Origin of the sequence: Streptomyces sp. NPDC006384, assembly GCF_042870695.1 — a bacterium.
Lineage (GTDB): Bacteria > Actinomycetota > Actinomycetes > Streptomycetales > Streptomycetaceae > Streptomyces.
Genome location: NZ_JBIAHR010000007.1, coordinates 311,983 through 330,852 on the forward strand (window position 1 = coordinate 311,983; position 18,870 = coordinate 330,852).

At 71.5% G+C, this 18,870-nt stretch carries 13 protein-coding genes and 2 pseudogenes; 11 read left to right on the forward strand and 4 right to left on the reverse strand.

Going from position 1 to position 18,870, the window contains the following annotated elements; all coding sequences use genetic code 11:
• Positions 1 to 199 precede the first annotated feature (199 nt).
• Positions 200 to 1,102 (reverse strand): annotated as a pseudogene (locus ACFYOJ_RS12255) (family 43 glycosylhydrolase); the annotation flags it as partial.
• Between the two features lie 543 nt (positions 1,103 to 1,645).
• Between ACFYOJ_RS12255 and ACFYOJ_RS12260 the strand changes: the two are divergent.
• Both ACFYOJ_RS12260 and ACFYOJ_RS12265 read left to right on the forward strand, forming a co-directional pair.
• The gene (locus ACFYOJ_RS12260; protein WP_356556438.1) at positions 1,646 to 2,560 is read left to right on the forward strand and encodes a YceI family protein; all 915 of its coding nucleotides are present in this window, start codon (positions 1,646 to 1,648) and stop codon (positions 2,558 to 2,560) included.
• 16 nt (positions 2,561 to 2,576) lie between these two features.
• Positions 2,577 to 3,203 carry a YceI family protein gene (locus tag ACFYOJ_RS12265; RefSeq protein ID WP_356556439.1) on the forward strand — a complete coding sequence of 209 codons (627 nt, stop codon included), beginning with the start codon at positions 2,577 to 2,579 and terminating at the stop codon, positions 3,201 to 3,203.
• Between the two features lie 107 nt (positions 3,204 to 3,310).
• Here ACFYOJ_RS12265 and ACFYOJ_RS12270 read toward each other — a convergent pair whose 3' ends face one another.
• The gene (locus ACFYOJ_RS12270; RefSeq protein ID WP_388596733.1) at positions 3,311 to 5,953 is read right to left on the reverse strand and encodes a cellulosome protein; all 2,643 of its coding nucleotides are present in this window, start codon (positions 5,951 to 5,953) and stop codon (positions 3,311 to 3,313) included.
• A 383-nt stretch (positions 5,954 to 6,336) separates the two neighbouring features.
• Here ACFYOJ_RS12270 and ACFYOJ_RS12275 point away from each other — a divergent pair, with 383 nt between their 5' ends.
• The 6 genes and pseudogenes from ACFYOJ_RS12275 to ACFYOJ_RS12300 all read left to right on the forward strand — a co-directional run.
• Positions 6,337 to 7,389 (forward strand): LacI family DNA-binding transcriptional regulator, encoded by a 1,053-nt coding sequence (locus tag ACFYOJ_RS12275; protein WP_356556441.1) that lies wholly within the window; start codon positions 6,337 to 6,339, stop codon positions 7,387 to 7,389.
• 132 nt (positions 7,390 to 7,521) lie between these two features.
• Complete coding sequence (locus ACFYOJ_RS12280; RefSeq protein WP_356556442.1) at positions 7,522 to 8,763, forward strand: sugar ABC transporter substrate-binding protein; 1,242 nt, start codon at positions 7,522 to 7,524, stop codon at positions 8,761 to 8,763.
• Between the two features lie 20 nt (positions 8,764 to 8,783).
• Entirely contained in the window at positions 8,784 to 9,767 is a 984-nt protein-coding gene (locus ACFYOJ_RS12285; RefSeq protein WP_356556443.1) for a sugar ABC transporter permease, read from the forward strand.
• Positions 9,764 to 10,609, forward strand: a complete 846-nt coding sequence (locus tag ACFYOJ_RS12290) for a carbohydrate ABC transporter permease (protein WP_356556444.1) — start codon at positions 9,764 to 9,766, stop codon at positions 10,607 to 10,609. Before ACFYOJ_RS12285 ends, ACFYOJ_RS12290 begins: the two co-directional genes overlap by 4 nt.
• A gap of 100 nt (positions 10,610 to 10,709) precedes the next feature.
• Complete coding sequence (locus ACFYOJ_RS12295) at positions 10,710 to 12,470, forward strand: trehalase family glycosidase (RefSeq protein WP_356556445.1); 1,761 nt, start codon at positions 10,710 to 10,712, stop codon at positions 12,468 to 12,470.
• A gap of 98 nt (positions 12,471 to 12,568) precedes the next feature.
• Positions 12,569 to 13,048: pseudogene (locus ACFYOJ_RS12300) on the forward strand (GNAT family N-acetyltransferase); the annotation flags it as partial.
• 169 nt (positions 13,049 to 13,217) lie between these two features.
• Here the strand turns inward: ACFYOJ_RS12300 and ACFYOJ_RS12305 are convergent.
• Positions 13,218 to 14,105, reverse strand: a complete 888-nt coding sequence (locus ACFYOJ_RS12305) for a septum formation family protein (RefSeq protein WP_356556446.1) — start codon at positions 14,103 to 14,105, stop codon at positions 13,218 to 13,220.
• Positions 14,106 to 14,310: 205 nt separating this feature from the next.
• A complete protein-coding gene (locus ACFYOJ_RS12310) occupies positions 14,311 to 15,594 on the reverse strand; it encodes an MFS transporter (protein WP_356556447.1) in 1,284 nt (427 codons plus the stop codon).
• 386 nt (positions 15,595 to 15,980) lie between these two features.
• Here ACFYOJ_RS12310 and ACFYOJ_RS12315 point away from each other — a divergent pair, with 386 nt between their 5' ends.
• The 3 genes from ACFYOJ_RS12315 to ACFYOJ_RS12325 are packed head-to-tail and all read left to right on the forward strand — an operon-like array spanning position 15,981 to position 18,800.
• The gene (locus tag ACFYOJ_RS12315) at positions 15,981 to 17,000 is read left to right on the forward strand and encodes a FecCD family ABC transporter permease (protein WP_388596736.1); all 1,020 of its coding nucleotides are present in this window, start codon (positions 15,981 to 15,983) and stop codon (positions 16,998 to 17,000) included.
• Position 17,001: 1 nt separating this feature from the next.
• On the forward strand, positions 17,002 to 17,775 hold the full coding sequence (locus tag ACFYOJ_RS12320) for an ABC transporter ATP-binding protein (RefSeq protein WP_356556448.1): 774 nt from the start codon (positions 17,002 to 17,004) through the stop codon (positions 17,773 to 17,775).
• 14 nt (positions 17,776 to 17,789) lie between these two features.
• Positions 17,790 to 18,800 carry an ABC transporter substrate-binding protein gene (locus ACFYOJ_RS12325; protein WP_356556449.1) on the forward strand — a complete coding sequence of 337 codons (1,011 nt, stop codon included), beginning with the start codon at positions 17,790 to 17,792 and terminating at the stop codon, positions 18,798 to 18,800.
• The last annotated feature ends 70 nt before the right edge of the window (positions 18,801 to 18,870 follow it).

The following is an 18,870-nucleotide window of genomic DNA, read 5'->3' on the forward strand; positions in this document are numbered from 1 at the left end:
GCGGGTCTCTGCGATGCCGTGACGAGACGGCCTCACTGTAGAAACCGATTTCTGCGCCGGTCAATGGATCGGGCACCGGCCGTCCCGCACCCGGCGTGCCGGCACCGCAGCCGCACCGTGGCCTCTGCGCGCCGGACAGAGGCCATGGCGGAGCGTCGGCCCGCGTCTACTCCCCGGTGGTCCGGCGCTCCACGGCGACGACCGTGCCTGCCCTGGCGTCCACCGTCAGCTCGTCGCACCAGTCCATGCGGATCGTGTGCCGGTCGGGGAAGGCCAGCGGGAGCCACACATGACGTGATGCGTTGACCGGCGCCCCCCAGTCGGCCGCCCAGCGGTCGCCGAGGTAGAGGTACGAGGAGGCGACGCTGCCGTGCACCGCCAGGGCGTACGCGGTCTGCGAGCGGTACGCCGTGGCGTCGCCGAAGTCCCGCAGCTCGCTCCAGGGGCCGGTGAAGGTCTCGGCGGTGGCGTACTGCTGCTGATTGGGCGCCCAGCCGGAGCAGCCCGAGGTGAGCATGAAGTAGACGCCGTCCCGCTTGAACACGGCAGGTGCCTCCCGGGACCTGCCCACCCACAGTTTCGCCACCAGCTCCTCGGCGGCGAGGTAGTCGGCGCTCAGCCGGTAGACGTGCAGGTCCTCGTTCTCGTTGGCGGCGGAGACGAGATGGCCGGTGCCGTCGTCGTCGCGGAAGAGGGTCAGGTCGCGGGACATGTGCCCGAGGGGGCGTGTGCTGCCGCGGTAGTCGTAGGCCCCGTCCGGCGTGTCGCACACGGCGACCGCGGCCCGGGCCTCCCTGTAGTGCCCGGCGGCCTCCTTGTGCATCCACATCACGAACCTGCCGTCGGCCGGGTTGCGCAGCACCTTGGGCCGCTCGACGTTGGCCGAGGCCAGCTCGGGGTGGGAGTCCTGGGTGAGCACGTGCCCCCGGAACTCCCAGTTCAGGAGATCGGTGGAGCGGTACGCGGCGACGCCCCGGAAGGTGTTGTCCGGGTGCCGGTCCTCGCCGTACCAGTAGAAGAACCCGTCGGCTTCCACCATTCCGCCGCCATGGGTGTGGAGGGGGTTGCCGTCGGTGTCGGAGAACTGTGTGCCGTTGACCAGCTGATGCATGGATCGCGTCGCCTCTTCGTCGCAGCGGCCCGGCCCGGGATAGAAACCGGTGTCTACGGAAGACTGCTCGGTGAGGCCTCGCGGGTCAAGACCCGGAGAGGGCGCGGAGGCGGGGACGCCGAGGCCGACGGAGCGGGACGGTGCCGAGGCCCGGTGCCGTGAGTGTGCGGCCCGTGCGGTGCTCCCGGGTGGATCCCGTCCGTCTGTGCCGGGTTTGTGATGAACCGGCGGACCGTCTGTGAATATCGCGTTCCGCTTACGTGCTCTTCACCACAGCACCGCAGCAAAGAAGCGGAGTCGAGGTGGGACGATATGGCCGGTCGATGTGCTGATTTGTGCCCCTACGCGCACCGATGGGGGAGCTGAACGGCCCGGATTCCAGGGAGAGTCATCCGTGTGCGTACGGTCGTACGATCATCAACGAATTGTTGACGTCGTGTCCGTACCTCTCTGTCGTCGGCGTCCCTTGGCGACCGCGAACGCGTCGGCCGAGCGGACCGCCGGACGGCGAGGCGGGTGAGAAAGGTGAACACCATGGCCCTCGGGCTTCTCCGACGCCGGCGCTCCCGCGGCGTCTCCAGTGCCGGACCGGGCATCTCGATCCCGCTGCCGCCCGACTCCGGGGCGTTCGGCTTCGAGGTCGTCGATCCCATGGGCCAGCCCCTGCGCGGGGCCGAGGTCACGGTGACCGCGCTGGACAGCCACCGGGTGGCGACGCGCGGCACCACGGACCCCAACGGCTACTTCATCGCGACGCTGCCCCCCGGCTCCTACAGCGTGATGACCGTGGCCGAGGGCCTGGCGCCCTCCCGGCAGGACCTCGGCATCACCGCCGGGACGGCCCTGCCGCCGGTGCGCGTGGCGCTCGAACCCGCCCGCCGGCTCGAGCTCCCGCCCGCCGGGTCCTGGCTGTTCGACCCCCCGCACACCGCGATCCGGTTCATCGCCAAGCACGTGGGGATGGCGCACGTCCACGGGCGGTTCACCCGCTTCCAGGGCGGCATCCGCGTCGCGCCGGACATGGCCGACTCGCACGTCTCGGTGCGCATCGACGCCGCCAGCATCACCACGGGCAACAACACCCGCGACAACCACCTGCGTTCGGCCGACTTCCTGGACGTCGAGCGCTTCCCGTACATCGACTTCACCAGCACCCGGTTCGCCTACCGGGGCGGTGCGAAGTGGACCCTGCACGGCACGCTCACCATGCACGGCACCAGCCGCTCCGTCGGCCTGGACACGACCTACCTCGGGACGGTCAACGGGGGCTACGGCGAGGAACTGCGCTGCGCGGCCCTCGCGAAGACGGAGCTCCACCGGGAGGACTTCACCCTCAACTGGCGTTCCATGCTGGCCCGCGGCATCGCCGTCGTCGGGCCGACCGTCCAGCTGGAGCTGGACGTGCAGGCGATGTACCACACCCACGACACGCCCACGCCCCCCGAGTAGGAAAGGGCTCACGAGCATGGGAATCTTCAGCCGCCGTCAGAGTGCCCTCGCCGAGCCGGACCCCGCCGCCGGTGACGGGGGCGTGGCACTCGCCCCGGAGCTGCGGGCGCTGACCGGGCACTGGATCATCGACCGCCCGCACAGCCGCATCGGGTTCTCCGTACGGCACGCGATGGTCACCACGGTCCGCGGGGCGTTCACCGACTACGACAGCGCGCTGTACTTCGACGGTGCCCGGCCCGCCGAGTCGCGGGCCGAGCTGGTCATCAGGGTCGCCAGCGTCGACACGGGCGTGGAGCAGCGGGACGCGCACCTCGTCGGCCGGGACTTCTTCGACGCCCGCCGCCACCCGGAGATGACCTTCCGCAGCACCTCCACCGTCCACGAGGGCGAGGAGCGCTTCCGCATGACCGGGGACCTGACCATCCGCGACGTCACCCGGCCCGTGGAGCTGCAGCTCGACTACCTCGGTTCGGTCCTGGACCCGTTCGGCTTCGAACGGGCCGGCTTCGACGGCACCACCACCATCGACCGCACCGAGTGGGGCCTGGTCTACAACCAGCGTCTCGAGGCCGGCGGCTCCATGGTCAGCGAGAAGGTCCGCCTGCAGTTCGACATCTCCGCGATCCGGGCGACGCCGTGACGGGCCGCGCGACGCCGTAGCGAACCGCGCGGCCGCTTTTGCGGGTGAGGCCGGGGCGGGGCACCGTGGGACGTCGGTGCCCCGCCCCGGCGGCTACGGGGAGGGCGTCACCTGGAGGCCAGCGGTGTGACGGCGATCTGGTCGATCACCGGCGCGTACGGCGACCGCTGGCCGTACTGGTTGTAGGTGTCGCCGTCGAAGTCCGGCAGTTCCTCCGCCGTGAACGTCAGCCGGTTCGTGCCCTCCTTCAGGGTGACCGGGACGGTCAGTTCCCGGAAGTCGTTGAAGTGGAAGGTGGTCGGGAACAGGACGCGGCGGGCCGGTCCTCCGTCGACGGACAGGTCGGCGTGGCGGGCGACCGGGTCGGGGTTGTAATGGGTGGCGGGTGCCTGCTCGGCGTTGGAGTAGCGGATGGTCAGCGCGTGCCGGCCGGCCCGGGCGGCGGTCACGTCGACGGCGAGGGCGTTGGCCTTTCCGTCGCCGATGTCCGTGACGGCCTTGCCGCCGGCCGCGAACCCGTAGGCGTCGGTCGCCCTGGCGGCGCCGGTGAGGGAGCCGTTCTCGGCCTGGTGGACGGTCGGTTCCAGGGTTCCCCGCGACGGTGCGACGCGCAGCCGGTCGAGGTTCAGCCTGCCCGACACACCGGTCAGGGTGATCTTGTTGACGCCGCCGGAGAGGAACAGCCTGACCGTGTCCGTGCCCTTCCCGGCGCCTCCGACCGGATACGTGGACAGTTTCTCGCCGTTGAGTGCCAGGCTCGCCCGGCCACCGCCGAGATGGTCGATGGAGACGGTCGACTCGCCGTCGGCGGGGGAGTGCACCCAGAAGGTCGTGGAGGCGCCGCCGGCCAGCGGTACCGTGCCGGGGCCGGAGGTGCCGGAGCGGGTGTAGACGGGGCGGGTGCCGTCGAGCGTGGCGTACTCGGCCTCGTAGACGGCCGGCCGGGTGACGTCGCCGTCGCGCAGCGCGAGGTCGATCTTGTCGATGATCGCGTCGCCCTTGGTGACGCCGAGTTCGGGGTCCTGCGCGGCGAGGGTGATCCGGTGCCTGCCGGCGGTCAGTTCCACCGTCGTGTCGGTGTGCCCCCACACCACCCACTTGTAGCCCAGGGGCAGCCGCAGCTCCTGCGGGGCCTCGCCGTCGACGCGCAGGAAGACGTTGGTCGGGCCCTGCTCCTTCACCAGGTGGTACTGGTTGAACGAGTTGGCGAAGACGCTCAGGTCGTACGTGCCGTCCTCGGGGACCTCGACGTCGAAGGCGAGGACGCCGTCGGAGCCGGTGCGCAGCCCGCCCACGTTGTAGGCGCCGGAGGTGGCGAACCTGCCGACGTTCGAGGGCGTGCCCTCCGGGCCGTTCCTGGAGTAGCCCGAGCCGGTGTAGGTCGCGTCCTCCGCCTCGTACGTCCCGCGCCAGCTCACCGAGGGCGCGGCAGGTGCGCCGCCGCTGCCGCCGGGGGAGAGGATGACCTGGTACGCCGACATCTCGTTCATGTCCCGCATCGGCAGGGTCACGGTGCCGTCCGCGCCGACCTCGATCTTCCGGTCGGCCAGCCGCAGCGGCTGCGCGGAGTCGCCGACCTGGCCGGTCCAGGGGATCTCCTGCACGGTGGCGCGCACGGTCGTGCCGAACAGCCCGGGGTCGACGTTGCGGAAGACGACGTCCGCGTCGCCGCTCTTGCCCCCGAAGAGGGCCCGGGACTGCTTCTTGTCCTCGTCGAGGGTGGCCAGGCCCTGGAGGGTGTACTGCACGTTGGGGTGCGGCGCGGTCACCCGCACCGTGTGCCCGGACATCCGGCCGTAGGCGTTGAACAGCCACCACTGGCCGTTGCCCTTGTTGGCCTCCACGGCGGAGTCGTTGAGGTTGCCGTCGATGTTCCAGTACGCCAGATCGGCGTCGATCTTCGACTCCTCGATGGCGGAGACCCACTGGACGACCTGGCCGGGCACCGACAGGTGGTAGTTGTGGCCGTACTCGTTGACGTTGACCGGCAGCGGGCCGATCCCGATCTCCTTCTCCCACCCCCGGTACCTGGCCACGTTCGTGCGGACGGCGGCGGGGGAGGACAGCTCGTGCCAGGTCATCACGTCCGGGACGACGTCGTTGTCCTTGGCGTACTGGAGGAAGCCCTTGACCTGGCCGAAGAGCTGTGAGGTGTTGGGGCCCGCGATCCGCGCGTCCGGGTCCAGGCTCCTGATCAGGTGGTGGACCTCCTTCCACGCGGCGAAGAACTGCCGGGGGTCGTCCAGCCAGGAGACCTTGTCGTAGCTCCAGTCGCCCGTGCCGAACATGTTCCCCTCGGGTTCGTTGAAGGGGACGTAGACGACGTGGTCCTTGTAGCGGCCCATGGTCTTGACCTGGGCGACCTGCTTCCTGATCCTCTCCTTGAAGTCCGCGAGCCGCGCGGGGCCGTCGGCGCCCGGCCACTGGTAGGGGAAGCCGCGGTAGATGTCCGTCATGTAGATGTAGACGTCCTTGCCGCCCGAGTCCACGAACGGCGGCAGTATCTCCAGCGCGTCCGCTCCCGGATGCTGCGGCCCGTCCTGCGCCTTCGTGGACACCGTGCGCAGGTGCATGCCCTCGATGAGGTTGCGGCTCGGCACGCCGTCGCCGTAGAGGCCGTAGAGGGAGCCGGAGGCGCCGCCGTGGAAGGCGCCGGTGTCGGTGGCGAGGTCGATGACGAGCTGTTCCGGTGCCGCGGCCCGGGCCGTCCCGGCCGCGGGGCCGGCGAGCAGGGAGGCCAGGACCGCCACGGCCGCCGCTCCGGCCTGCGTCGTTCTTCTTCTTCGCACTGAGGTCTCCAGGAGGTCCGCGTGCTGGGTGGAGGGGGACGCGCATCGGTTCTACGCGCCCGCGGCCGGCGTGAGGGCACGCCCGACGCCCGGGACGAACGTTCCGGGGGTGCTGTTCGGGGGTGGCGTCCGCTCGGCGCGGCGGGGCGAGGCCGCACGGGCTTCGAACCGGTTCGAGGGAAGCTAGCACCGGCCCGACCCGTCGGCAATGCCCATGACGCAGGTAACTGGGCGGCAGAGACAGGGATTTGGGGAGCGCGAGATGTTCTGCGCGAAGCATTGACAGCGATGGGCGGGCTCCCTACTTTCCTCACAGCGAACCGGTTCGACACAGAGGAGTCGCCGTGAACATCGGTGAGATCGCCAGGCGGGCCGGTGTCTCCCGGAGCACCGTGTCGTACGCGCTCAGCGGCAAGCGCGCCGTGTCCGAGGAGACCCGCCGGAAGATCCAGCGGGTCATCGACGAGCTGGGGTACCGGCCCAACGCGAGCGCCCGGGCCCTCGCCAACGGCCGCACCAGCACGATCGGCCTGGTGTTCCCGCCGGCCGGCAACCACTACACCGGGATGCAGCTGGACTTCATCGGCAGCGTGGTGGAGGCCGCCGCGGCGCACGACTACGACGTGCTGATGTCACCGAGCGGCGTGGACAGCGACCGCTCCTTCCAGCGCCTGCTGGGGGAGCGGCGGGTGGACGGCGCCATCCTGATGGAGATCAGGCTGGAGGACGACCGCGTCGACCACCTGACCGAGCTGGACTTCCCCTGGGTCGCCATCGGGCGCACCGCCCGCCCGGAGGACGGCTGGTGGGTCGGCCTGGACCACACCAGGCTGGCGGAGGCGTGCGTCCACCATCTCGCGGACCTGGGCCACCGCACCGTCGTCTTCGTCAACCGGCCGGAACAACTGCTGCGCACCGGCTACGAGTCCGCGCACCGGGGGCTGGAGGGGTTCACCAAGGCCGCCGCCGAACGCGGGCTCACCGTGCGGACGTACTGCTGCGGGGACGACGCGGCGTCCGGCCAGGCGTGCCTGGAGCGGATCCTCCACGACGAACCGGCCACCACGGCCCTGGTCACCCTCAACGAGGCGGCCCTCGGCGGCATCTACCGGGGCCTCGCCCGGGCGGGCCGCCACGTGCCGCGCGACTTCTCGGTCACCGGAGTGGTGGCCGCCCGCTGGGCGGAGACGGTGACCCCGCAGCTCACCGCGGCGGACGTACCGGCGGAGGAGATGGGCCGGCGTGCCGTCGAACTCCTCATGGAACGCCTCGACCACCCCGGCGCGGCACCTCGGCACCACCTCCTCGTACCACCGATCTCCCTGCGCTCCAGCACCGGCCCCGCGGCCGGAGCGGCCCCGGCCGGCACCCCGGCCGGACCCCCGCCCCGGTCCTGAAGAACGGCCCCGCCTCCACGCACCGCCTCTCCCGCAGCGCCCCGCACCGTTCACCTCCGGCCCGCGGGCATGCCCCCGCGCGCCCGCACGGCGTCCCGGGCACACCCGTGCCACCGACCTAAGGAACCCGCAATGCGCAGACTCTCCAGGCGTCGCCTCACCGCGGCAGTGGCCCTGTCGACCGTCGTCGCCGTCACCGGCACCGCCTGCTCCTCCGGCCCGGGCAGCACGAGCGCCGAGGGCGACAGCGGAACGTACACCGTCTGGGACCCCTACCCGCAGTTCGACAAGGCGTCGGCCTGGGCGAAGCTGCTGGACGAATGCGGCACCGAGGCCGGCGTGAAGATCGAGCGCACGGCCTTCGACACCAGCGACCTCTCCAACAAGGCGCTGCTGGCGGCACAGCAGGACAACTCCGCGGACGTCCTCATCGTCGACAACCCGGTCGTGCCGACCCTGGCCGAGGCCGGCGTGCTCACCACGACCGACGAGAACGAGCTGGACACCTCCGAGGTCGACGCCAACCTGCTCGCCGCCGGACAGTCGGGCGGCAGGACGTACGGCACGCCCATCGGCGCCAACACCCTCGCCCTCTACTACAACAAGGACGTGCTGAAGAAGGCCGGCGTGGACATCGCCTCGGTCAAGGACTGGAAGTCGCTGACGGCGGCCCTCGACAAGGTCGAGGCGGCGGGCAAGAAGGGCATCACCTTCTCGGCCATCGGCACCGAGGAGGGCAGCTTCCAGTTCCTGCCGTGGTTCTGGGGCTCCGGCGCGGAACTGACCGACCTCGACTCCGACCGGGCGGTCGCCGCGCTGTCCCTGTGGAAGGACTGGCTGGAGAAGGGCTACGCGCCCAACTCGGTCATCAACAACACCCAGACGACCAGCTGGCAGGAGTTCGCGAGCGGCGACTACGCCTTCGCGGAGAACGGCACCTGGCAGCTCGCCAACGCCGAGAAGACCGGCTTCGACTACGGGATCCTGCCCATCCCCGCCGCCACGGGAGGCAACGCTCCGGCCCCGACGGGCGGCGAGTTCGTCACCGTCCCGGTCCAGGGCGACACCGGCCGCTACGCCACGTCGCGGAAGCTGGTCACCTGCCTGACCAGCGCCGAGAACATCCTCACGACCGACACGACCCTGTCGTACGTGGCACCGACGGGTGAGGTGCGGGACAAGCAGGTCACGGCGGATCCCGGGCTGAAGCCCTGGGCCGACGCGGTGAGGACCGCCAAGGGACGCACCAGCGACGACCTGGGCACCAAGTACCCGAGGATCTCGGAGCAGTTGTGGAAGGCGGTCCAGTCCGCCCTCAGCGGTGCGCGGTCACCGAAGGACGCGCTGGCCGAGGCCCAGTCCGCCGTCAAGTAGCCAGGGAACCCGGACCGCAGATGACTCACACGACCCGGCTGCCGGACCACCGTCCCGCGCGCGCCCGGAAGGGCAGGGCCGAAACCGCCCCCTCCCCGGCCCCCGCGCGAACCCGGCGCCGTCCGCCCTCCCCGCAGTGGGCCGCCTGGGGCTTCCTCGCCCCGGTGACGCTCTACCTCGTCCTCTTCTACGCCTATCCGCTGTACCGCAACATCGACCTGAGCCTGCGCGACTACACCGTCCGCTCCTTCGTCCGGGGCGACGCGCCGTTCACCGGCCCGGAGAACTACCTCACCGTCCTCGCCGACCCGGTCTTCGCGCCGGCCCTGCTGCACACCGCGGTGTTCACCGTCGTGTGCCTGGCCTTCCAGTACGCCCTCGGGCTGGCCCTCGCGGTCTTCTTCAAGCAGCACTTCCCCCTGTCGGCGACCCTGCGGGCCCTGTTCCTCGTACCGTGGCTGCTGCCGCTCATCGTGTCGGCCTCCACCTGGTCGTGGATGCTCAACAGCGACTCCGGCATCGTCAACGCCGCCCTGCACGTCGTCGGCGTCGACCCGGTGAACTGGCTGACCTCGCCCTCGTGGTCGCTCACCTCGGTGATCATCGCCAACATCTGGATCGGCGTGCCGTTCAACCTCGTCGTCCTCCACAGCGGCCTCCAGTCGATCCCGGACGCGCTCCACGAGGCCGCGGCCCTCGACGGGGCGAACGCCTGGCAGCGCTTCCGGCACATCACCTTCCCGCTGCTGCGCCCGGTGTCCGCGATCACGCTGCTCCTCGGCCTGGTCTACACGCTCAAGGTCTTCGACATCATCTGGATCATGACCAAGGGCGGGCCGGCGGACGCGTCCACCACCCTCGCCACCTGGTCCTACCAGCTCGGATTCGGCAACGCCCTGCCCGCCTTCGGACCGGGGGCGGCCGTCGGGAACCTCCTCGTCGTCGCCGCCCTGATGTTCGGCCTGATCTATGTGAAGGTCCAGAGAAAGCAGCACGCCCCATGACCACCGCGACCGCCCTCCGCCCGCGCCGCAGCCGGAGCCACTGGTGGAAGACGGCCACCGGCACCGTGCTCACGGCGATCATGCTCTTCCCCGTCTACTGGATGCTCAACGTCTCCTTCACCCGGGACGAGGACATGCGCAAGAGCCCGCCCGCCCTGTTCCCCGCGCAGGGCACGCTCGACGGCTACCGCAGGGTCCTCGACGAACAGCTGCCCTACCTCGCCACCAGCCTCGTCATCGGCCTGGGCACCGTCGTCCTGACCGTGGCCCTGGCCGCACCGGCCGGATACGCCCTGGCCAAGCTCCGCCCACACGGCGGCGGCGTCCTGGGCTTCCTCCTGCTGGCCGCCCAGATGATCCCCGGCATCATCATGGCGATGGGCTTCTACGCCGTCTATCTCGGCCTCGGCCTGCTCCAGTCGGTCCCCGGCCTGATCCTCGCGGACTCCACCCTGGCCGTCCCCTTCGCCGTACTCATCTTCACCGCCTTCATGTCCGGCATCCCGGGCGAGCTGCTCCAGGCCGCGAAGATGGACGGAGCGGGCGCCCTGCGCACCTTCTGGTCCGTCGTCCTGCCGATCAGCCGCAACTCCGTCGTCACCGTCTCCTTGTTCGCGTTCCTGTGGTCCTGGTCCGACTTCGTCTTCGCCGGCACCCTCGTCAACGGCGGCGCCCACGAGCCCATCACCCTCGGCATCTACCACTACATCGGCAACAACAACCAGGAATGGAACGCCATCATGGCCACCGCCGTCGTGGCGTCGCTGCCGGCCGCCGTCATCCTCGTCCTGGCACAGCGGTACGTCGCCGCCGGCGTCACCGCCGGAGCCGTCAAGGACTGACGTCCGCGGCGGCCCGCCCCACCCCACCCCTCCTCTCCACGGCTCCGCCGTCCCCTCGCCGGACGGCCGTCGCCCCTGCCCGAGAAACGAGACGCACCCCATGACCGCCGCCCGACCCGGCCCGGCCTTCTCCGTCCACGACATCCCGTTCAGCACCCGCGGATCCTGGTTCGACATCTCGCCCGTGGTGGCGGAGAAGACGTACGCCGAGGACCTCCACCTCGTCTCCCACCAGACCGGCATGCACGCCGTCCTGCGCCTGACCCCCCTGGACCCGGCGACGGGCACCCGCGCCGGAACACACGTCGAGGCCACCCCGGAGCTGCTCAGCTGGACCGGCGCGGCGGGGCGCGTCGACCTCGCCTACGAGTCGCCGGACACCCTGCGCCTGCGGGGAACCGGCCTGGGCCTGCGCATCCACGCGGCGGCGCAGACACTGACCCCCTTCAGCGGCACCTACTTCTACCGGGAACCCCGCACCGCCGCGTACGTGTTCACCTCGTACGAGACGGGACGGCGTTACCGGATCACCCTCCTGTCCGGAGCCGTGGCCGGCACGGCCGGTGCGCAGGCGCTGGGCGGCGCCGACCGCGGTGTCACGATCACCGCCGACGACGACGGCGGAACCTGGGAGATCGCGGTCGAGGAGTACGAGACCGCACGCGGCCCCTACAGCTCCCCCGCCCCCTTCGACCGTGTCGTCGAGGCCGCGCGCACGGCCTTCACGGCCTTCACCGACGCCCTCGCGCCGTGGCGCTCGCCCGCCACCCCCGCGGCGGAACTCGCCGCCTACGTGCTGTGGTCCGCGACCGTCCGGCCGAAGGGCTTCGTCACCAGGCCCGCGGTGCTGATGTCCAAGCACTGGATGGACAAGGTGTGGAGCTGGGACCACTGCTTCAACGCCCTCGCCCTGGCCCCGGGCCATCCGGAACTGGCCTGGGACCAGTTCTTCCTGCCCTTCGACCACCAGGACGAGAGCGGCGCCCTGCCGGACTCGGTCACCCACTCCGAGGTACTGCACAACTTCGTCAAGCCCCCCATCCACGGCTGGGCCTTCGGCCACCTGCGCCGGCGGCTCCCCGCACCCCTCTCCCGGACACGGCTGGGCGAGGCGTACGACAGGATCGCCCGCTGGACGGACTTCTGGCTCACCGCACGACGCGCCCCCGGTGCCGCCCTGCCCCACTACCAGCACGGCAACGACAGCGGCTGGGACAACGCCACCACCTTCGACACCGAACGCGTCGTCGTGACCGCCGACCTGACCGCCTTCCTCGTCCTGCAGATGCGCGAACTCGCCTGTATCGCCGACGAGTTGGGTCGCGACGACGATGCCCGCCGGTGGACGCGGACGGCCGGTGCGACACAGGCGGCGATGTTCGAGGAGCTGTGGGCCGACGGCCGGTTCCACGCCCGCTCACCCGCGGACGGCCGCACCTGGGCCGGCACCAGTCTCCTCGGCCTGATGCCCATCACCCTGGGCGAGCACCTGCCCGAGGACGTCGGCGCCGAACTCGCCGAGGGGATCGAGGCACACCTGACACCGCACGGCCTGGCCACCGAACAGCCCGCCTCACCGCACTACGTCCCCGACGGCTACTGGCGCGGACCCGTCTGGGCCCCGTCCACCGTGCTCGTCGAGGACGGTCTGCGCCGTGCGGGCCACCACCGCCTCGCGGACGAGGTCAGCGCACGGTTCCGCGCCCTGTGCGAGACCTCCGGATTCGCGGAGAACTTCGACGCCCTCACCGGCGCCGGGCTGCGTGACCGCGCCTACACCTGGACCGCGAGCGGCTACCTGTTTCTCGCCGAGGCCCATGAACTCCGGCGCACCGAGCCGTCGCGGACGGCCGGCGTCTGACCCACCGGGCGGAGCGACGGGCGCGGCAGGGCGGGGCTTGTGGGCGGGCGGGGTTTGTGGGCGGGCGGGGCACCACACCAGTGCGGGATACTCTCCCGATGGGTTCACGCACTTCCCCGACCAGCCGGCCGATCACGATACGGAGGGCCGTCGCACGGGACGCCGGACGGCTCACACGGATCGTGCGCGGCTCGGGCGCCTACGCGGGGCAGTACGCGGCCGCGGTCGCGGGCTACCGGGTCGGCCCCGACTACCTCGAGGCCCACCGCGCCTTCGTGGCCGTCGGCGCCGACGAGCACGGCGGCCGGGTCCTCGGGTTCTACTCGCTCCTCCTCGCTCCACCGGAGCTCGACCTGCTGTTCGTCGCCGACGAAGCGCAGGGGCGGGGCATCGGCCGGCTGCTCGTCGCGCACATGCGGTCCGAGGCCCGTGCCGCCGGGCTCGACCGCGTCAAGGTCGTGTCGCATCCTCCCGCCGAGGACTTCTACCACCGCACGGGCGCGGTGCGGACCGGGACCGCGCTCGCGAACCCGCCCGCCGTGCCGTGGGACCGCCCCGAATTCGAGTTCCGCGTTCCGGGTCCCTCCGGATCCCCGGATCCCCGGAACGAGCCTCTTCCCTCTCGAGCACCCGCCGGTTCCGAGGGCGACGACGGCCCGGACGACGGCGCCGGCCGCGCGGGCTCCCGCCCGGAACCCGGGAAGCGGGGCCGGGCATGACGCACCCGGCCCCGCTTCCCCAGGAGTGTCAGCCCGCCCAGACCTCGGCCTCGTCGGCCGGAACGGTGGTGGCCAGGCCCAGTTCCTTGCGGGCGGCGACCGACTTGTTCGGGTCGATGTCGGTGAACGCCGGGTCGTAGGCGAGGTAGAACGCGTCGGCGTCCGCGGCTTCCGCGGCCTTCTTCCAGTTGCCGGCCGCCTTCGTCAGCGTCGAGCGGAGCTTGCCGACCTCGGCGCCCTTGATGCCGTTCAAGCCCTCGACGTGCGCGTCGAGGGCGGCCCCGACGGCCTTGGCCTGCGCCTTGTAACCGGCCAGGTCCTCCTCGACGGCGTCCTTCTCGGGCTGGTTCGCCCACAGGGCCTCGTAGACCGCGTTCGCACCCTTGAGGTACGTGAGCTGCTCGGGCTTGAGGGACTTCGCGGTGTCCAGCGTGCCGCTGAACGTGCCCTGCTCCGCGGTGTAGGTGCAGCTCACCGCACGGTCACCCGTCGCCCAGCTCTCCTTGGTCGGGGTGTAGGAGGAGAGGGCGACGCCCTTGGGGAGCGCCCAGGTGTCCGGGGCGTACTTCTGCGCCTCGACCGGGCAGCGCTCGTCCGCGATCGCCGAGACCCCGGCGTCGCCGGGGTACTCCTTGCCCCCGGTGATCGAGAACTCGCCGACGACCTGGCCCGCGTGCGCCTCGTCGCAGGGCACGATCTCGACGAGGTACGCCTCCCCCTCGGCCTTGCCGGTCGGGTTGTAGCAGTCACCGGTGTTCAGCGAGAACACCGAGCGCTGGCGGGCCACCTTCTTCGCGCCGTCCTTGGCGCTGTCGACGGCGTCGGTGACGTCCGAGCATCCCACCGCACCGATCGCGAGCAGGGCGGCAACGGCGGTCATGCCGCGAAGGGAACGGTAGGGGGCACGGGTGGCCATGGCGTGTACATCCTCTTACTTGATCTTTACGAGGGGCATGCGGATCGTATGCCATCTCCATGGCCCGGTTGTCCGGGGCATGCCCCCACCTCATTGCGACCTCTCTGACCCGCGACGGGCCGCGAGGGTTGTACCCGGGCGGACAAGATCCCGAAAGGCCCGGTTCGACAAGACCCGGCGTGATGGCCTGGGGCTTCTACGGCCGTCAGCGGGCGTCGCCGCGCCCTCGTGCGGTGGAGAAGGTACGGGCGCCGGGGGCGAGGGCGGCGGTGGCGGGTGCCGCGAAGCAGACGAGCGCGCAGGCCGAGAGGACCGCTGTGGCGCCGAAGGCGTCGACGGCGGGGGCGATGACGGCGAGTCCGACCGGGGCGAGGCCGTAGGAGAGCAGGAAGTCCAGTGAGGAGACGCGGGCCAGTTTGTCCGGGGCGACCTCGCGCTGGGCGGCGGTGAACCAGGGCACGTTGAACAGTTCGATGCCGATGCCCGCGACGGCGTAGGCGGCCATCACGACGACCGGGTGCACGGGGAACACCAGGCTGAGCGGGGCGAAGCCGTAGGAGGCCAGGCCGGCGAGGGCGGCCCGGCCGGGGGAGCGCGGACGCCAGCGGGCGATGAGCAGCGCACCGCCCAGCGCCCCGGCGGTGTAGGCGGTCATCGCGCCCGCGAGGACGACCTCGGTCCCGTACTCGTCCCTGCTGACCATGGGCAGGGCGACGCCGGTCGCGGAGTAGCCGGTGGCTATGACGGCCGTCAGCGCGCCCAGGCCGGCGAGGAACCAGGGGTGCCTGCGTGCCTCGCGGACCCCCTCCGCGAACTCGGCCGGGAAGGACGCCCCGCCCGTCCCGGCCGAAGACTCCGGCGTGTTCTCCGCGTCCCCGGGCCGTGCGCCGCGTCCGGGGACGCAGGCCGCGACGAGCCAGAGCAGCCCGATGCCCACCAGCAGTGCCCACGTGTCCAGGAAGACGGCGAGCAGCGCGGCCAGGGAGGGGCCCACGAGGGTGGTGACCCGTACCGCCAGAGTCATGGCGGCGTTGGCCTGCTGCCTGCGGCCGGCGTCGACCACCTCGGCGGTGAGGGCCTGGTAGGCGGGCCGGCAGGCGCCCTGCCCGGCCCCCGCCACCGCGGCGGCCGCCGCCATCAGCGGCACCGAGCGGTCCAGCCCCGCGGCGATCACCGGTGCCGCGGCTCCGGCGGCGAGCCCCGACCACAGCACGACGCCCCGGCGGGAGTGCCGGTCGGCGAGCACCCCGGCCACGGGCACCGCGGCGAGGAACCCGACGGTGCGCGCGGCGAGGAGCAGGCCGAGGTCCGTGGCGGCCAGGGTCCGGTCGAAGACGGCGAGGCCGAGGACGAAGGGCAGGGCCCAGGTGGCCAGGCCCGACGCGGTGGCGCCCGTCCACAGGCGGAGGAAGGCCGGGTCGAGCAGGATCGAGCGCTGCTTCGCGGGAGGTGACTCGGCGGCGGCGGGAGGGACGGAGGGGGTGGGCACGAGGGAGTACTCCTGTCCTGGTGGCGGCGGGGGACCGGACGCGAACCGGCTGCAACGTCCCTGTCCGGCAGGGGAGTTGTGCGACGGGACCGGCCGCGGCACACGGCGGGCGGGCGACGCGGGCGACACACTATCGCAGTGATAATCATTTCCATTAGAGTGCCGTCGGCCGCCCTCTCGCGATGACTCGTGGTGAGGGGCGCGGTCGTGTGTCACCGGTCGGTCCGGGCTGTCCACCGGGCCAGGGGGCGTGCTACGTTCCCGCACATGAACATGATTTTCATTAGTGAGGGAAAGTGAAGGTAGCGCACAAGCCTCCGCCCTCGGCCCCCGTGTCCCGGCCCGCCGGGGTCGCGCGGGCCCGACTCGCCTCCCGGAAGGGGCTGTTGCTCGGCTGTGCGGTGCTGGCCGCCGTCCTGTTCGCGTCCGTCGTCGTCGCCATCGGGCTCGGGCCCGCGGTCGTCACCCCGGGGGAGACCGCCCGCCATCTGTGGGCGGCTCTCAGCGGAGGGCGCGTCGGGTCCGACGAGGTGACGACGTATCAGATCGTCTGGCAGATCCGTACGCCGCGCGTGCTGCTCGCGGCGCTGGTGGGGGCCGGGCTGAGCGCGGCCGGAGTGGCGATCCAGGCCATGGTGCGCAACGCGCTGGCCGACCCCTTCGTCCTCGGGGTCTCCTCGGGCGCCTCCGTGGGCGCCGTCGGGGTCACGGTCAGCGGAGGGCTCGCGGCGCTGGGCGTGTACGCCGTCTCCGCCGGCGCCTTCGTCGGCGCGCTCGTCGCCTCGCTCCTGGTGTACGCCGCCTCCGCCGACCGGGGTGCGCTGTCACCGCTGCGCCTCGTCCTGACGGGCGTGGCCATGTCGCTGGGATTCCAGGCTGTCATGAGCCTGATCATCTACTTCGCGCCGGACAGCGAGGCGACGAGCATGGTCCTGTACTGGACCATGGGCAGTTTCGGAGCCGCGACCTGGGGCGCGCTGCCCGTGGTCTGTCTCGTGGTGCTGGCCGGACTCGCCCTCCTGTACCGGTACGGGCGGGCGCTGGACGTCCTCTCCCTCGGCGACGAGACCGCCGCCAGCCTCGGCTTCGATCCCGACCGGCACCGCAAGGTGCTGCTGGTCCTGGTCTCGCTGGTGACGGGCGTCATGGTCGCCGTCAGCGGCGCCATCGCCTTCGTCGGACTCGTCATGCCGCACGTGGTGCGGATGGCCGTCGGCGCCACGCACGCCCGCGTGCTCGCCGTGGCCCCGCTGGCCGGAGCGATCTTCATGGTGTGGGTCGACCTGGCGGCACGGACCCTGGTGGCCCCTCGTGAGCTGCCGCTCGGGGTCATCACCGCGCTCGCGGGGGTGCCCGTCTTCATCGCCCTGATGCGCCGCAGGGGCTACACCTTCGGAGGCCGCTGACATGGACCTGAGACTCGACGGACTCTCCGTGGTGACGGACGGCAGGAGTCTCGTGCGCGAGCTGTCCCTGGAAGTGCCGGACGGGCAGGTCGTGGGGCTCGTGGGGCCCAACGGAAGCGGCAAGTCCACCGCGCTGCGGTGCGTGTACCGGGCGCTGCGGCCCAGCTCCGGAACCGTCTGGGTGGGCGAGCAGGACCTGACCCGGCTCCCGGTGCGCCACAGCGCGCGCGTCGTCGCGGCCATGACGCAGGACGGCGGCGTCGACTTCGACTTCACGGTCGAGGAGGTCGTCGCGCTCGGACGCGCGCCCCACCTGCGCGGCAACCAGGCGCTCAGCGGCCGGGAACGCGAGCTGTGCCGGCGGGCGATGGACCGGCTCGACATCGGACACCTCGCGCACCGGGGCGTCATGACGCTGTCGGGCGGCGAGCGCCAGCGCGTCCTGCTGGCCCGCGCGCTCGTGCAGGAACCGGCGATCCTCGTCCTGGACGAGCCGACCAATCACCTGGACGTCCGCCACCAGGTCGACCTGCTCTCGCTCCTGCGCGGGTCCGGTCTCACCGTCCTCGTCGTCCTGCACGACCTCAACCTCGCCGCGGCGGCCTGCGACCGGCTCGGCGTGCTCTCCCGGGGCCGCCTGGTCGCCTCCGGCACGCCCGCCAACGTGCTCACGCCACAGCTCGTCGGTGACGTCTTCGGCGTCAGGGCCAGCGTCGTCCCCCACCCGCTGACGGGCGGTCCCCAGCTTCTGTACTCGCTCGACCCCACCCGCTGAAAGGCTGCTCACGCATGCGTACAACCCGAAACCCCGCCACGGTCCGCCGGCCCGCCGCTCTCGGCTCCGCCCTGGCGGCGGCCCTGGTGCTCGGCGGATGCGGTGCCGAGGTCGAACCGGACGCCGAGGACTCCGGCAAGGTCACCGTCGAGCGGTGCGGCGAACCGGTGGAGTACACGGTGCCCGAGCGGGCCGTCGCCTACGAGGGCGGCAGCGCGGACAAGCTGTTCGCCCTCGGCCTGACCGAGCACGTGCACGGCTATGTGATGCCTCCCGCCAACCCGCCGGTGAGCGAGTCGCCCTGGGCCTCCGAGTACGCGAAGGTCGAGATGCTCAGCGACGACCTCCTGAACAAGGAGATCGTGGTCGAGGCCAGGGCCGACCTCGTCGTGGCCGGCTGGAACTCCGGCTTCAAGGACGAGCGGGGCATCACGCCCGAGATCCTGGACAAGCTCGGCATCCAGAGCTTCATGCACACCGAGAGCTGCTTCAACTACCCCGGCCACCCCGAGCGGATGAGCCCCTTCGAGGCCCTCTACACCGACCTCGAACGGCTGGGCAGGATCTTCCGGGTCGAGGAGAAGGCCGCGGAAGTCGTCGGCGGGCTGAAGAAGCGCGTGGAGGAGGTCGAGGCCAAGGCCCCGGACGGCGACCCGGTGCCCGTCTTCCTCTACGACTCCGGTACCGACCAGCCGTTCACCGCGGGCAACCAGGTGCCCCCCAACGACATCATCAAGGCGGCGGGCGGCAGGAACGTCTTCGACGGCCTCGACGAGCGCTGGACCCAGGTCAGCTGGGAATCCGTGGCCGAGACCGAACCCGAGGTCGTCATCGTCCTCGACTACGGCGACCTGCCCGCCGCGAAGAAGATCGACTTCCTGAAGAAGTCCCCCCACACCAGAGAACTCCCGGCCGTGAAGAAGAACAACTTCTTCGTCCTCGACTACAACGAGGGCATCAGCGGCCCCCGCAACATCGACGGCCTGGAGAAGTTCGCCACCTACCTGCGCGGACTCAAGGGCTGATCCCCGCACACCACGGCCTGCCCGGCAGGCGTGAACCCCCGCCCGGCAGGCCGCACTCCGGCGTGCGCGC

Coding starts and splice junctions, on each gene's coding strand:
- ACFYOJ_RS12295 (WP_356556445.1), top strand. CDS start 10,710: ATGACCGCCGCCCGACCCGGCCCGGCCTTCTCCGTCCACGACATCCCG.
- ACFYOJ_RS12285 (WP_356556443.1), top strand. CDS start 8,784: ATGACTCACACGACCCGGCTGCCGGACCACCGTCCCGCGCGCGCCCGG.
- ACFYOJ_RS12305 (WP_356556446.1), bottom strand. CDS start 14,105: ATGGCCACCCGTGCCCCCTACCGTTCCCTTCGCGGCATGACCGCCGTT.
- ACFYOJ_RS12325 (WP_356556449.1), top strand. CDS start 17,790: ATGCGTACAACCCGAAACCCCGCCACGGTCCGCCGGCCCGCCGCTCTC.
- ACFYOJ_RS12265 (WP_356556439.1), top strand. CDS start 2,577: ATGGGAATCTTCAGCCGCCGTCAGAGTGCCCTCGCCGAGCCGGACCCC.
- ACFYOJ_RS12320 (WP_356556448.1), top strand. CDS start 17,002: ATGGACCTGAGACTCGACGGACTCTCCGTGGTGACGGACGGCAGGAGT.
- ACFYOJ_RS12280 (WP_356556442.1), top strand. CDS start 7,522: ATGCGCAGACTCTCCAGGCGTCGCCTCACCGCGGCAGTGGCCCTGTCG.
- ACFYOJ_RS12290 (WP_356556444.1), top strand. CDS start 9,764: ATGACCACCGCGACCGCCCTCCGCCCGCGCCGCAGCCGGAGCCACTGG.
- ACFYOJ_RS12260 (WP_356556438.1), top strand. CDS start 1,646: ATGGCCCTCGGGCTTCTCCGACGCCGGCGCTCCCGCGGCGTCTCCAGT.